At 68.7% G+C, this 13,313-nt stretch carries 11 protein-coding genes; 6 read left to right on the plus strand and 5 right to left on the minus strand.

The window, feature by feature from the left end; genetic code table 11:
- Positions 1–126: 126 nt before the first annotated feature.
- Positions 127–2,766 (minus strand): diguanylate cyclase domain-containing protein, encoded by a 2,640-nt coding sequence (locus ACSQ9E_RS18805; protein ID WP_436218815.1) that lies wholly within the window; start codon positions 2,764–2,766, stop codon positions 127–129.
- A gap of 204 nt (positions 2,767–2,970) precedes the next feature.
- Here ACSQ9E_RS18805 and azu point away from each other — a divergent pair, with 204 nt between their 5' ends.
- From azu to ACSQ9E_RS18820, 3 genes are all read left to right on the plus strand, one after another.
- The gene (gene azu, locus ACSQ9E_RS18810; RefSeq protein ID WP_436218816.1) at positions 2,971–3,429 is read left to right on the plus strand and encodes an azurin; all 459 of its coding nucleotides are present in this window, start codon (positions 2,971–2,973) and stop codon (positions 3,427–3,429) included.
- Between the two features lie 104 nt (positions 3,430–3,533).
- Positions 3,534–3,812 (plus strand): hypothetical protein, encoded by a 279-nt coding sequence (locus ACSQ9E_RS18815; protein ID WP_157421795.1) that lies wholly within the window; start codon positions 3,534–3,536, stop codon positions 3,810–3,812.
- 3 nt (positions 3,813–3,815) lie between these two features.
- Positions 3,816–5,213, plus strand: coding sequence for a 3-deoxy-D-arabino-heptulosonate 7-phosphate synthase (locus ACSQ9E_RS18820; protein ID WP_436218817.1), 1,398 nt, complete (start codon positions 3,816–3,818; stop codon positions 5,211–5,213).
- 117 nt (positions 5,214–5,330) lie between these two features.
- Here the strand turns inward: ACSQ9E_RS18820 and ACSQ9E_RS18825 are convergent, their stop codons facing one another.
- Positions 5,331–6,227 carry a LysR family transcriptional regulator gene (locus ACSQ9E_RS18825; protein ID WP_057206454.1) on the minus strand — a complete coding sequence of 299 codons (897 nt, stop codon included), beginning with the start codon at positions 6,225–6,227 and terminating at the stop codon, positions 5,331–5,333.
- A 104-nt stretch (positions 6,228–6,331) separates the two neighbouring features.
- On the opposite strand from ACSQ9E_RS18825, the gene ACSQ9E_RS18830 reads away from it, so the two are divergent.
- From ACSQ9E_RS18830 to ACSQ9E_RS18840, 3 genes are read left to right on the plus strand one after another with little or no spacing between them, the layout of a single operon-like run.
- Complete coding sequence (locus ACSQ9E_RS18830) at positions 6,332–8,041, plus strand: acyl-CoA dehydrogenase family protein (RefSeq protein WP_436218818.1); 1,710 nt, start codon at positions 6,332–6,334, stop codon at positions 8,039–8,041.
- 36 nt (positions 8,042–8,077) lie between these two features.
- The gene (locus tag ACSQ9E_RS18835; RefSeq protein WP_057206458.1) at positions 8,078–9,052 is read left to right on the plus strand and encodes a Bug family tripartite tricarboxylate transporter substrate binding protein; all 975 of its coding nucleotides are present in this window, start codon (positions 8,078–8,080) and stop codon (positions 9,050–9,052) included.
- A gap of 8 nt (positions 9,053–9,060) precedes the next feature.
- Entirely contained in the window at positions 9,061–10,191 is a 1,131-nt protein-coding gene (locus tag ACSQ9E_RS18840) for a CaiB/BaiF CoA transferase family protein (protein WP_436218819.1), read from the plus strand.
- A 15-nt stretch (positions 10,192–10,206) separates the two neighbouring features.
- Here ACSQ9E_RS18840 and ACSQ9E_RS18845 read toward each other — a convergent pair whose 3' ends face one another.
- The 3 genes from ACSQ9E_RS18845 to glmM all read right to left on the minus strand — a co-directional run bounded on the left by ACSQ9E_RS18845 (position 10,207) and on the right by glmM (position 13,302).
- A complete protein-coding gene (locus ACSQ9E_RS18845; RefSeq protein ID WP_436218820.1) occupies positions 10,207–11,244 on the minus strand; it encodes an amino acid ABC transporter substrate-binding protein in 1,038 nt (345 codons plus the stop codon).
- 209 nt (positions 11,245–11,453) lie between these two features.
- Positions 11,454–11,987, minus strand: coding sequence for a GNAT family N-acetyltransferase (locus tag ACSQ9E_RS18850; RefSeq protein WP_436218821.1), 534 nt, complete (start codon positions 11,985–11,987; stop codon positions 11,454–11,456).
- Entirely contained in the window at positions 11,968–13,302 is a 1,335-nt protein-coding gene (gene glmM, locus ACSQ9E_RS18855) for a phosphoglucosamine mutase (RefSeq protein ID WP_057206464.1), read from the minus strand. Before glmM ends, ACSQ9E_RS18850 begins: the two co-directional genes overlap by 20 nt.
- Between the last annotated feature and the right edge of the window lie 11 nt (positions 13,303–13,313).

The raw sequence follows: 13,313 nt of genomic DNA on the forward strand, positions 1-13,313 counted from the left end.
CAGGGCTTGAGGGGCAGATAGCCCCCCAGCCTCGCCCATCCGCACAATATGAACGCCTGCAGCTTCGCTGTGGGCGTTTTGCTTTTTACCGGCCCCTGATTCGGGCCGATTGAATGCAGCCCCGTATCAGATGGTGCTCTTGACCGCCTGCGGTCCCTGCGCCAGCTGCACGCGGTGCTTGCCTGAACGCTTGGCCTGCAGCATGGCGGCGTCGGCCTCTGCCAGCAGCTCCTGTGCGTCCAGCCGGCCCCGTGACAGCGCGACACCGATGCTCATGCCCACCTGCGCGGGTGCCTGTGAGCCCGGCAGTTGCACGGGCTGGCATGCGGCCTGCATCAGGCGATCGAGCACGGCGCGCCATTCGTCCCCGGCCACGGGCGTGAGCACCAGCACGAACTCATCGCCGCCGATGCGCGCCGCCGTGTCCGATGCACGGATGCTGCCCCGCACACGCCCGGCCAGCTCGACCAGGAGCTGGTCGCCTGCCTCGTGCCCCAATTGGTCGTTCACGGCCTTGAAGCCGTCCAGGTCGGCAAAGCAGACCGCGACCCCATGGCCGGCCCGCTGTGCCGCAGCCAGGGCCTGGCGCAAGCGGTCCAGCAGCAGCAGGCGGTTGGGCAACTGCGTGAGCGCGTCGTGGAAGGCCACGTGGGTGATCTGCTCATGCGCCCGCTTGGCCGCAGAGATGTCCACCGCCATCCAGAAGGTCTCGCGGTCCGACAGGCGCACGCCACTCAGGTCCACCCAGATGGCGTCGCCGCTCTTGTGCTGCAGGCGCACATCGGTGCGAAAGTTCTGGCCCCGGTCCAGCCGCAGCGCCGCGGCATTCTCCACGTTGCGGTGGTCCTGGCCATGGGCATACAGGTCCTGCACCTGGGCACCGTCGAGCTCGCCGGGCGCATGGCCCAGCATGCGTTCCATCGCGGCGTTCTTCCAGGTGATGGTGCGGTCGCGCAGCTTGACCATGCCCACGAGGTCGCTGTTGAGCATGGCAGACTGGTCGTGCAGCAGGGTCTGCACCTGCTGCAGCGCCTGGTGCTGCGCCGTCACGTCGATGGCCACGGTGCGGCTCATCAGGAAATTGCCCTGGGCATCGCGCACGGCCGTGGCGTTGATGCGCACGAAGCGGCGTTCAGCGCCCGGTGGTGCCAGCTCGACCTCGATCTCCGGGGCCTGCTCCTGCAGGGTCAGCACGATGAAGTGGTCATGGAATCGCAGGCGGCTCGCCCCCTGCAGCAGATCGCTGAAGCGGGTGTGGGACTCCACGGGCGTGCCGCCCAGCCACTGCTGCAGGGTGGCGTTGATGTGCACGACACAGCCCTCGGCATCGAGCGAGAAATACCCGCAGGGTGCGTGGTCGTACAGGTCGCGGATGCGCGCGCCGGATTCTTCCAGGCTTTGCAGCAGGCGCTGCCTGTCGGTGATGTCGCGGGCGGAGCCGAAGATCAGCAACTGCCCGTCGATGTCCACCGCATGCCAGTGCAGGTCGACGTCGATGACCTGGCCGTCCGCCCGCCGGTGCTGCACCTCCACGCGCTGGCGGTCACCGTCACGCACCTTGACCAGCCAGGCGCGGATGGCCGCCTCGTTCTGGTTGGCGTCCCAGCTGGAAACATGCCTGCCCTGCAGCCCCTCCCGGGAGGATCGGTGCATCTGCGCGAACGAATCGCTCATCTCGACCAGGTGCCCCTGGCGGTCGAGGATGTGGATGCCGTCACCGGCCACGCGCAGCAGGATCTGCGTGCGCCGGCTCTGCGCCTCCAGGGCGCGCAGGGTGCCCAGCTCGCGCAGTCCCAGGCGGTAGACCACGAAGGCGGCGGCGCAGCTCAGCAGCCACATGAGGCCGGCCAGCAGAGAGAGCATGCGCGCCTCCTGGGCCAGGGGCTGGAAGAAATGCTGGTTATTGAGCCCCGCAAAGACGATGAATGGCCAGCCCTGCACCTCCCGGTAGGCAACCGTCCGCTCGACCCCATCGGCCGCAGAGGTCGCCGTGTAGACACCCGAGGCCGGGTTGGTCGCCAGGGTCGCCCGCAGCTCATCGGAGACCTGGGTCGACCCAACCTCGACACGCACCTCGTTCCCAGGCGACATCCAGGCCACGAAACGCAGATCCCGTGTCCTGAGCGTGATGGCGTCGCGCTCACCCAGCTCGTAGCGGTGGAACAGCTGCGCAAAGTGGTCCACCCGGATGGTTGCGTACAGGACCCCTGCGAACTGGCCGTTCGCGGCCAGGGGGCGCGCGATGACGATCACCCAGTTGCCCGAGATCTGCGAAACCACGGGCCTGGAGACAATGGGATCACCCGAAGTGGCCTGCCGGGCCTGCTGGAAAAAGGCGCGGTGCGAGATGTCGGCCACCGGCGCCCCGGCCTCCAGGTTGCCCCACCGCACCGACCCCTTCTCATCCGCCAGGCGAAAGCCCTCGGCGCCCTCGAGCAGGCTGCGCCGCTCATCGAGCAGCCGCTGAATGCCTTCGTCCGCCGCACCGGAACCAAACCCGCTGCGCAAAAGGTCGTCCAGCGTCATCCTCAGCACCGCATCGATGAGCCCCAGTTCGGACCCCACGTTGGCCCCGGTGACGGCCACCAGGCTTTCCGCCGTGGTGCGGGCCCGTTCTTCGTGGTTCTGCCGCGACGAAGACAGCACCCACATGACCAGGCCGCACAGCAGTGCCGCGAACAAGGCATTGGACCCCATCAGCAACGTGCCCAGCCTGCGGCCAGGGCGCTCGGCGCGCAAGGACAGCGGTGCGGATTTCTCGGCCATGGGCAATGCTAGCCGAAGCCTTGGCGCAGGGCCACCGGGCCCGCCCCTGGCCCGGATGGATGCGTGGTGCCGTTGCACCAGTGTCCTCTGATGCAGGTCAACAGCGCTGTCGGCCATCGGTGGTCCACTCACAGGCAGCCTGCCCCCCTGCCCTCCAAGGGCTCCTGGGAACGCAGTTTCTTTTTACCGACGGAGAAATGACAAATGACGATCAAGATGAAAAATGCCACAGCCATGCTGCTGACCACCCTGCTCGCCGGCCCCGCGCTGGCAGCGACCTGCGACGTGGAGATCGAAGCCAACGACGCCATGCAGTTCAACAAGTCCAGCATCGCCGTTCCCGCCAGCTGCAAGCAGTTCACCGTGAAGCTCAAGCACGTGGGCAAGCTGCCCAAGACGGCCATGGGCCACAACTGGGTGCTGACCAAGGCCGCCGATGCCCAGGGCGTGGCTGCCGATGGCATGGCTGCCGGCGTGGACAAGGCCTATGTCAAGGCGGGGGATGCCCGCGTGATCGCGCACACCAAGGTCATTGGCGGCGGCGAAGCCGATGCGGTGGCCTTTGACGTGGCCAAACTCAAGGCGGGAGAGGCCTATGCCTGGTTCTGCTCCTTCCCCGGGCATTCGAGCCTGATGAAGGGCACGCTGGCGCTGGCCAAGTGACGGTGGCACATTAGGGCGGATGCCGCAGGCCGGGCATCCGGTGCGGCTTTCTGGCACGATCAGCGGGATACCCCGCACGCAACCCAGAGAAGGCCCGGATCCGCATGAGCATCGTCGTTTATTGGCAAGAAGCACCCGGAGTGGCCGCCATGCAGGCGTTTGGCGCCCACGAGCTGGCGCCCGCCCTGCAGTTCTGCGAGGCCCGGCGCAAGGCTGGCAAACGCCATGTGAGCCTCTCGACGGAGCTGGCCGAGAGCGTGGGCCGGCCTGGCGTGAACACGGTAGAGGCCCGGCTGCTGCCCGACGGCACGCCTTACGACTGGACCAAGACCCACCGGGGTGCCGGCCCGGACACGCCGGTGGGCGGAAACGGCGGCGTCTGATTAGTGCCCCTGCTGCCCCACCCTCCCTTGCTCGAACAGGTGCTGCGCACGGTCATGCGCCGCTACCGCTTGCCGGCCACACCTGCAGCCTGCGCGCAACGGATGGAGACAAGCCCTGCCACTGCGCTGGCCGTGGCCATAGACCAGGCGCGCAGCGCTGCGCAGCATGCGCAGGCGCCTGATGCTGCCACCCAGCGCCTGTTCATCGGCTCGCTGGCGCGCCTGATCGGGGATGCCATGCGCGCGGACAGCGGCGATGCCGCCTACCAGGCCATGGTGCTTGCGCACCACGCGCCCCCGGTGCGTGAGGCCATGGCACTGCAAGCCCATGCCGAGAAGGACGAGCGCGAGCTGCGCAGCATCATCAACGCAGTCGCGCATCCCGCCAAATTCCCGCAGTGCACCGCGGGCCCCCAACGCGAGGCGCTGGCGCAGCTGCATGCAGACCACGCCGCAGCGCAGTGGGATGCGCTTGCAGCCACCGCCCAGCGCTTGCTCGCCATGCCGCAGCTGGCTGGCGAGACGCGATTGCAGCGCGACTTGGCACGGCTGCTGAGCGGTGCAGCGCTTGCCCGCATGCAGCACGCCACGCTGCTCGCCGCCGACCCGCTGGTGCAGCAATACCACGCCCTGCGCGACCAGCATGGCCCCCGCTCGGGCAGCCCTGCCGCCGTCGCGAAAGGCCAGGCCGCGCAGCAGCGCGGCGCAGCGGTGGAGGCGTTGGCCGCGCAGGCGCTCGAAACGCTGGCGCAGCGGCTCAGTGCAGCCGAAGGTGCGGCCGGGGGAAGGACAGGCGCATGGCGCGTGGTGACGTCGATGCGGGTGCCGTCCACGCTACCGGGCAGCGCAGAGCGCGCCAAGAGCGAATGGGATGCCGTGCTGCTGCGGCAGGCGGCGGCGCCCGCCGGTGCGACAGAGCCTGCCTGGGATGTGCGCCTGCTGGTCGAAGCCAAGGCCTCCATCGACGCGGCCACCACGGATTTTCCGCGCCTGCTGCGCGGCCTGGGCCTGCTCGCCCAGGCGGACCGGGAGGCTGTATACACCTTCAGCACGCACCAGGGCCCGGTGCTGCTGCGCGGCGCTGCGCTGGGTGCCCTGGGCACGGGCGACGCCGAGCTGCTCGGCACCGTGCTGTACTGCTGTGATGCACTGGCCGAGGGCGCGCCGCACCTGCTGAGCGCCGCCAGCCGTATGCAACTGCTGTCTGCACCCGAGAGCCTGGCCTTTGCCGGTGCATGCGCCCAAGGCCGGCTGGCGGATGCGCGGGATCTCGAACCGGTCTGGCAGCGGCTACTGGAGTCCCCCCAGTGGGAGTCCGTGCTCCACCAGTACCCGGCGATGCGCCGTGTGCGGGAGTTGGTGGTGCATGTGGCGGACCTGTCCGCCGCCGTCGACCCCTGATACGGATTTGCCTTCAACCGTCTAACGTCGTTGGTTCGCCTTGCCGTGCTATAGCACTGTCTGCGGCTTCCCGCCTAGCTATACGATTGAATGCAAATCCGTAGGACGCAAACTGCATCAGGGCGCCTGGCGCGTGCCCACGAAGCGCTCCAGCTCATCGAGCAATTGCACCACCAGCACGTTGCGCGTTGCCGCATGCCAGACCCCGTAGGCTTCGGACTGCTTGCCCGAGTCTTCGAGCGGGCGGAACACGGCGCCCGGCAACGCGCAATGCCGCATGGCATCGGGCACCAGCGCCACCCCCATGCCTTGCGAGACCAGCGAGACCACGGCCAGCCAGTGCCGTACCTCCAGTCGCACTTCGGGGTAGAAGCCTGCATCGGCGCAGATCGACAGGATGCGCGCGTGGTAGTCGGGTGAGGCATTGCGGGAGAACAGCACGAAGGACTGGCCCTGCAGGCTGGCCACCGCCAGCCGGCGCTTTCTGGCCAGGGGATGGCCCGCAGGCAGGCATGCCACGAAGGGCTCGGACACCAGCAACCGGCAGTCGAGTTCGGCGGGCACGCGGTGCGTGTGGGCAAAGCCGATGTCCAGGCGGTCATGCAGCAACTCGGCCATCTGCTCGGCCGAATTGAGCTCGGTCAGCGTGACCCGCACGGCAGGGTGGGCCGCCTGGAAGCGCACCAGCGCCTGCGGCAGGCCACGGTAAAGCATGGAGCCGACAAAGCCGATGCGCAGCCGGCCCGCAGACCCCTGTGCCACCTGGCGCGCCTCGGTGGCAGCCTCCTGGGCCGCCTGCAAAAGGCTCAGCGCCGAGGCCTGCAGCGCCTGGCCCGCCGACGTGAGGCGCACCGCCTTGCTGCTGCGCTCGAACAGCTGCGCGCCCACCGACTCCTCCAGCTGGCGGATGGCCACGCTCAGCGGCGGCTGGGAGATGGCAAGGCGCCGGGCGGCCCGGCCGAAGTGCAGTTCCTCGGCCAGGACAACGAAGTACCGCAGGTGGCGCAGTTCCATGGCGAACCCTTCAACGATATTCAAATCGGAATGAACAAGACCTAATCAATATTAGACAAGAATTATTCACCGGCCAAGAATCGCGGCAAAGGAGACAACACGCCATGCCCACCGACTCTTCGCCATCCGACGAGGCCTGCAGCCATCCCGTGCCCGACCGCCATGGCGCCAGCCTCTACGACAGCGACACCGAGCTGCACCGGCTGCTCTCGCTCTACCTGCCGGCCGACCTGCTGGCGCATCTGCGCCCGCACTTCGAGCGGCTGGGGGCGCTGGCGGGCGGCGTGCTGGACGAGCTGGCCGGAACCGCCGACAGGAACCCGCCCACCCTCTCGCTGCGCACCCGCACGGGCATCGACGCGCAGAGGGTGCACAAGCACCCGGCCTATGTGCAGATGGAGCGGCTGGCGTTCAGCGAGTTCGGCCTGGCCGCAATGTCGCACCGCCAGGAAACGCTGGGCTGGAGGGGCAGCATGCCGCCCCTGGTCAAGTACGTGCTGACCTACCTCTTCGTGCAGGCCGAGTTCGGCCTGTGCTGCCCGGTGTCGATGACCGATTCGCTGGCGCGCACCCTGAAGAAGTTCGGCAGCCCCGAACTGGTCGCGCGCTTCATGCCGCGCCTGCAGAACCTGGACTTCGACAGCGTGGCCCAGGGTGCCATGTTCATGACGGAGCAAGCGGCTGGTTCGGACATTGCAGCGACGCAGACGCGCGCCTGGCTCGACGACCAGGGCCAATGGCGCCTCACCGGCGACAAGTGGTTCTGCTCCAACCCCGATGCCGACTTTGCGATGGTGCTGGCGCGCTGCGATGGCGGCACCCCGGGGTTGAAGGGCGTCTCGCTGTTCCTGCTGCCCCGGCTGCTCGATGGCGAGGCGCCCAACCACTACCGCATCCTGCGGCTCAAGGACAAGCTGGGCACGCGATCCATGGCCAGCGGCGAGATCCGGCTCGAAGGGGCCGTGGCCTACCTGGTGGGCGAGCAGGGCCGGGGCTTCGTGCAGATGGCCGACATGGTGAACAACTCGCGCCTGTCCAACGGCGTGCGCGCAGCGGGGCTGATGCGCCGCGCCGTGGCCGAGGCCGAGCACATCGCCCGCGAACGCCGGGCCTTTGGCAAGCGCCTGCAGGACATGCCCCTGATGCAGCGCCAGTTGCAAAAGCTGGTGCTGCCCGCCGAACAGGCCCGCAGCATGGTGTTCCAGACCGCCCAGGCGCTGGCCCGCTCCGACGCGGGCGAGGCGGCGGCCTACCCGCTGCTGCGCATCCTGACGCCGCTCATCAAGTTCCGCGCCTGCCGCGACGCACGCAAGGTGACCGGCGACGCCATGGAAGTGCGCGGCGGCTGCGGCTACATCGAGGAGTGGAGCGACCCCCGCCTGGTGCGTGACGCGCACCTGGGCTCGATATGGGAGGGCACCAGCAACATCGTGGCCCTGGACGTGGTCCGCGCGGTGAATCGCGAAGGCTCGCTGCCCGTGCTGCAGGCCCATTGCGAGGCGCTGCTGGACGACACGGCCATCGCGCCGGGCTTTGCCGCCGCACTGCGCAGTGCGCTCGCGCGCGCCGCATCGCTGGCCCTGCTGGCCGCTGCAGAGGGCGGCGACCCGCTCGCTCGCCAGGCCGCATCGGCGCTCTACCACGTCACCAGCGCCATCGCGATGGCCTGGGAGGGCGCGCGCGGCGGCTCCGCGCAGCGCATCGAGTGGGCGCAGCTGGTGCTGCTGCACCGCGTGCTGCCGCGCGACCCACTGGCCCCGGCACGCATACCGCTGGAATGGACCGGCGGTGCCACGAACGCCGTGCCGGCCTGAGCCCTTGCCCCCCACACAACAACCCGGAGACAAACCATGCGACTTCTCACCACCCTCGTGCTCGCCACTGCGGCCGCACTGCCGCTGATGCCACATGCGCATGCAGACACCTTTCCGGACCGCCCGGTCACACTGGTGATCCCCTTCCCGCCCGGTGGCCCCACCGATGCCATGGCGCGCACACTGGCGGCCGAGATGAAGGACCGGCTGGGCCAGCCCATGGTGGTGGAAAACCGTGCCGGAGCCGGTGGCAACATCGGTGCCGAGTACGTGGCGCGCTCAGCGCCCGATGGCCAGACCCTGCTGTTTGGCACCTCGGGCCCGCTGGCCATCAACGCCAGCCTGTACCGCAAGATCGGCTACGACCCGGTGAAGAGTTTCGCGCCGGTGATCCAGGTCGGCCATCTGCCGAACATCCTGGTGGTGAACCCCTCGGTGCCCGCCAAGACCGTGAAGGAGCTGATCACCTACGCCAAGGCCTCGCCCGGCAAGCTGAGCTATGCCTCCTCGGGCAACGGGGCCTCGTCGCACCTGGCGGGGGTGCTGTTCAACGCCTCGGCCGGCGTGGACCTGCAGCACATCCCCTACAAGGGCACGGGGCCGGCCTTGACCGACCTGCTCGGCGGGCAGGTGACCATGAGCTTCACCGATGTGCTGACCGCACTGCCCTACGTCAAGAGCGGCAAGCTGCGCGCCCTGGGCGTCACCACGGCAGAACGTTCGCAGGCATTGCCCGAGGTGCCCACCGTCGCCGAGCAAGGGGTGCCGGGCTATGACGTGAGCGTGTTCTTCGGCATCGTGGCGCCGGCGGGCACGCCGCCCGAGCGCATCGCCAAGCTCAACAAGGCTTTCGTCGACGTGCTGAACACCGCCAAGGTCAAGCAGCTGCTGGCCTCCCAGGGGCTGGAGCCCGCCCCCTCGCCCAAACCCGAGCAACTGGGCAAATTCATCGAAGCGCAGGTGGGCAAGTGGGCGGGCGTGGTCAAGCAGTCCGGCGCGCAACTCGACTGAGGCCCGCCATGAACACCTCCGATTCCCGCCCCCAAGGCGCGCTGGCCGGCATCCGCGTGCTGGACATCTCGCGCATCCTCGGCGGCCCCTACTGCGGCCAGATCCTGGGCGACCATGGCGCCGACGTGCTCAAGGTGGAACCCCCACAGGGCGACGACACCCGCACCTGGGGCCCGCCCTTCAAGGACGGGGTGGCCTCGTACTACCACGGGCTCAATCGCAACAAGCGCAGCATGCACCTGGACCTGGGCAGCACGCAGGGCCGCGAGGCTCTGCTGGCGCTGGTGGCCGAGGCCGATGTGCTGATCGAGAACTTCAAAACCGGCACGATGGAGCGCTGGGGCATGGGCTACGGGGAGCTGTCACGGCGCTTCCCGCGCCTGGTGTGGTGCCGCGTCACGGGTTTCGGGTCCGATGGCCCGCTCGGGGCCCTGCCCGGCTACGACGCTGCGGTGCAGGCCATGGCAGGCATCATGAGCATCAATGGCGAGGCCGAAGGAGGCCCGCTGCGCGTGGGCCTGCCCGTGGTGGACATGGTGACCGGCCTGAACGCCGTGATCGGTGTGCTGCTGGCCCTGCAGGAGCGCCAGCGCAGCGGCCGCGGGCAGTTCGTCGAGGCGGCGCTGTACGACAGCGGCCTCTCGCTGCTGCACCCGCACGCGGCCAACTGGTTCCTGGACGGCAATTCGCCCCGGCGCACGGGCAACGCGCACCCGAACATCTACCCCTACGACACGCTGGCCACCGGCACGCAGCCGCTGTTCATCGCCGTGGGCAACGACCGCCAGTTCGCCAGCCTGTGCCGCTGCATTGGCGTGCCGCAGCTGGCGAGCGACGCCCGCTATGCCAGGGCCGGCGACCGCTCGGTGAACCGCGTGGCCCTGAAGGCCGCGTTGGAGGAGGCGATGCAGGATTTCGACGGTGCCGCCCTGGTGGACACCCTGATGGCCGCCGGTGTGCCCGCCGCGCCGGTGCTGTCCGTCGATGCCGCGCTGTCGCATCCGCACACGGCGCACCGGGAGATGGTGGTGGATCTGCCTGGCGGCTACCGCGGCATCGGTGCGCCGGTGAAGCTCAGCCGCACACCGGCCACCTACCGCCATGCCCCGCTGACGCCAGGCACGAGCTTCGAGGGCTGATCGCCATCGGGATCCTCAGCGGATAGGGAAGGCGTACATCAGCCCGTTCTTGTTCCACTGGTTGTTCAGGCCGCGTTGCAGGCCCAGGGCCGACTTGGGGCCTACGTTGCGCTCGAAGATCTCACCGTAGTTGCCCGTGGTCTTGACGGCGCGGGCCAGCCAGTCACGGTCCAGGCCCAGCAGCTTGCCGGTGTCTTCGGTGGTGCCCAGCAGGCGCTGCACCACGGGGTCGGTGCTGCCGGTCTTGAGCCGGTCGACCGAGGACTGGGTCACGCCATATTCCTCGGCCTCGATCAGGCCGTAGACCACCCACTTGACGACGGCAAACCACTCGTCGTCGCCACGGCGCACCATGGGGCCCAGGGGCTCCTTGGAAATCAGCTCGGGCAGCACCACGTGCTCCGACAGGTCCTTGGCCTCCTTGTTGCGCACCGATGCGAGGCCGGAGGCGTCGGTGGTGTAGCCCACGCAGCGCCCCGCGAAGTAGGCGGCGGTGGCGGCCTCGACCTTTTCGAACACGGCAGGCTTGATGGCCAGGTTGTTGGCCTTCGAGTAATCGACGAGGTTCTTCTCGGTGGTGGTGCCCGATTGCACGCACACCGTCTGGCCCTTGAGCTGCTTCAAGCCCTTGATGCCGCTTTTCTTGAGCACCATCACGCCCTGGCCGTCGTAGTAGGTGACGGCCGTCTGGTGCAGGCCCATGGACGCATCGCGCGTCAATGAAAAAGTGGTGTTGCGCGAGAGCACGTCGATCTCGCCCGACTGCAGCGCCGTGAATCGCTGCTGGGTGCTGAGCGGCACGAACTTGACCTTCTCGCCATCGCCCAGCACCGCCGCCGCCACTGCGCGGCAGATGTCCACATCGAGGCCCGACCACTTGCCCCCCGCATCGGCCACCGAAAAGCCGGCCAGCGCCGTGTTGACGCCGCAGACCACCAGGCCCCGGGCCTTGATGCCGTCCAGCGTCTTGCCGGCATGCGCGGACAAGGGTGCGGCACATGTGGCAACGAGGAACAGGCTGGTGACTGCGGTGCGCAGGGGGGAATGGGTCATGAAAGGCTTGCTCCTTGAAAATACGGCCGCGATGCACCCTGCGCACCGCCCGCCGTTACCTTGTGGGTGCGAGATTCTGGACGATACGTGCCGTGCACCCGCATCGGGGTTTACGAGGATGGAGGCAACAGGCTACACGGATTGCACCGCTGCATCTGCAAGCAAACAGCTGCTTACAAAGACCGGGGCCGCATAGGCCCGCCTGGCGATCAGGCCAGCTTCTTCTGCAGAAACTGCGCCTGCCCCATCGCTGGGTCCAGCGCATACGGCGCGAAGCCTTCGCGCAGGTACAGCGCCATGGCGCTGGTGTTGCCGGAGAGCACTTCGAGCGTGAGCTTGCAGGCACCGCGCTCGCGCGCGATGGACTCCACCAGCGCCAGCATGCGCTGCGCGATGCGCTGGCCGCGCCAGCCCGGTGCCACCACCACATCGTGCACATTGACCAGGGGCTGGCAGGCAAAGGTGGAAAAGCCCTCGAAGCAGTTGACCAGACCCACGGGCACGGGCGGCGCGCCCTCTTGCTGTGCCCAGGCCAGCACGCTGAAGGCCTGTGGGCGCTGCCGCAGTGCGGCGGGCAGGCCGTGCAGCACATGCGCGGCCAGCGGCTGGCCACCACCGGCTGCGTCGCGGGCGTAGCCGTCGAGCAACTGCACCAGCGCCTGGGCGTCGCCGGGATCGGCGTAGTCCACGCGGCGAACTTCAATCTGTGCGGGAGTTATGGTCTCAACCTGCACGGGCTGCATCGGCCAGGCGCTGGGCGCAGTGGCTCGCCTGCTGGGCCTCGCGCGCCTCGACCATCACGCGCAGCAGGGGCTCGGTGCCGCTGGCGCGTATCAGCACGCGGCCCGTGGTGCCCAGCTCCTGCTTCACGGCCTCGGTCTCTCGGGCCAGCAGCTGGTTCGACTTCCAGTCCTGACCGGGAGCCAGGCGCACGTTGAGCAGCACCTGGGGGTACAGAGTCACGTCGCTGAGCAATTCGGGCAGCTTCCTGCCGCTGCGCACGCAGGCCTGCAGCACCTGCAGGGCGCTGACCAGGCCATCGCCCGTGGTGTGGCGGTCCAGCGCCAGCAGGTGGCCTGAGCCCTCGCCGCCCAGCGTCCAGCCGTGGCGCGCCAGCTCTTCGAGCACGTAGCGGTCGCCCACCTTGGCGCGCACGAATTGCACGCCGCGCTGCTGCAGCGCCACCTCCACGGCCATGTTGGTCATGAGGGTGCCGACCACGCCGGGCACCTCTTCGCCGCGGCCCAGGCGGTCGGCGGCCATGAGGTACAGCAGCTCGTCGCCGTTGTACAGGCGGCCCGTGGCATCCACCATCTGCAGGCGGTCGGCATCGCCGTCGAGCGCGATGCCGTAGTCGGCGCGGTTGGCGCGCACCGAGCGCACCAGCGCCTCGGGGTGCGTGGCCCCCACCTCGTGGTTGATGTTCAGGCCGTCGGGCGCGCAGCCGATGGACAGCACCTCGGCGCCCAGCTCGTGGAACACCTTGGGCGCCACCTGGTAGGCCGCGCCATGGGCGCCATCCACCACGATCTTCAAGCCCTTCAGAGTCAGGTCCTGCGGGAAGGTGCTCTTGCAGAACTCGATGTAGCGACCCGCCGCGTCGTCGAGACGGCGCGCCTTGCCCAGGCTGGCCGAATCGGCCCACACCGGGGCTTCAGACAGGGCCGCTTCCACGGCCAGTTCCCAGGCGTCGGGCAGTTTGGTGCCCTGGGCGCTGAAGAACTTGATGCCGTTGTCGGGAAACGCGTTGTGGCTGGCGCTGATCACCACGCCCAGGCTGGCGCGCTGCGCGCGCGTGAGGTAGGCCACGCCCGGTGTGGGCAGCGGGCCGAGCAGCACCACGTCCACCCCGGCCGAGTTGAAGCCCGACTCCAGCGCGCTTTCGAGCATGTAGCCCGAGATGCGCGTGTCCTTGCCGATGAGCACGGTGGGGCGTTCTTCGGTGCGGCGCAGCACGCGCCCCACGGCATGGGCCAGGCGCAGCACGAAGTCGGGGGTGATGGGGGCCTGGCCCACGGTACCGCGGATGCCGTCGGTGCCGAAATACTGGCGTGTCATGTGTGAAATCT

It is taken from the genome of Acidovorax sp. LjRoot118 (assembly GCF_964253575.1).
Lineage (GTDB): Bacteria > Pseudomonadota > Gammaproteobacteria > Burkholderiales > Burkholderiaceae_C > Acidovorax.

Bases quoted from the DNA above. Each gene is read 5' to 3' on its own strand.
- ACSQ9E_RS18830 (WP_436218818.1), top strand. From the start codon at position 6,332: ATGCCCACCGACTCTTCGCCATCCGACGAGGCCTGCAGCCATCCCGTG.
- ACSQ9E_RS18835 (WP_057206458.1), top strand. From the start codon at position 8,078: ATGCGACTTCTCACCACCCTCGTGCTCGCCACTGCGGCCGCACTGCCG.
- ACSQ9E_RS18805 (WP_436218815.1), bottom strand. From the start codon at position 2,766: ATGGCCGAGAAATCCGCACCGCTGTCCTTGCGCGCCGAGCGCCCTGGC.
- ACSQ9E_RS18850 (WP_436218821.1), bottom strand. From the start codon at position 11,987: ATGCAGCCCGTGCAGGTTGAGACCATAACTCCCGCACAGATTGAAGTT.
- azu (WP_436218816.1), top strand. From the start codon at position 2,971: ATGACGATCAAGATGAAAAATGCCACAGCCATGCTGCTGACCACCCTG.
- ACSQ9E_RS18815 (WP_157421795.1), top strand. From the start codon at position 3,534: ATGAGCATCGTCGTTTATTGGCAAGAAGCACCCGGAGTGGCCGCCATG.
- ACSQ9E_RS18845 (WP_436218820.1), bottom strand. From the start codon at position 11,244: ATGACCCATTCCCCCCTGCGCACCGCAGTCACCAGCCTGTTCCTCGTT.
- ACSQ9E_RS18825 (WP_057206454.1), bottom strand. From the start codon at position 6,227: ATGGAACTGCGCCACCTGCGGTACTTCGTTGTCCTGGCCGAGGAACTG.
- ACSQ9E_RS18840 (WP_436218819.1), top strand. From the start codon at position 9,061: ATGAACACCTCCGATTCCCGCCCCCAAGGCGCGCTGGCCGGCATCCGC.
- glmM (WP_057206464.1), bottom strand. From the start codon at position 13,302: ATGACACGCCAGTATTTCGGCACCGACGGCATCCGCGGTACCGTGGGC.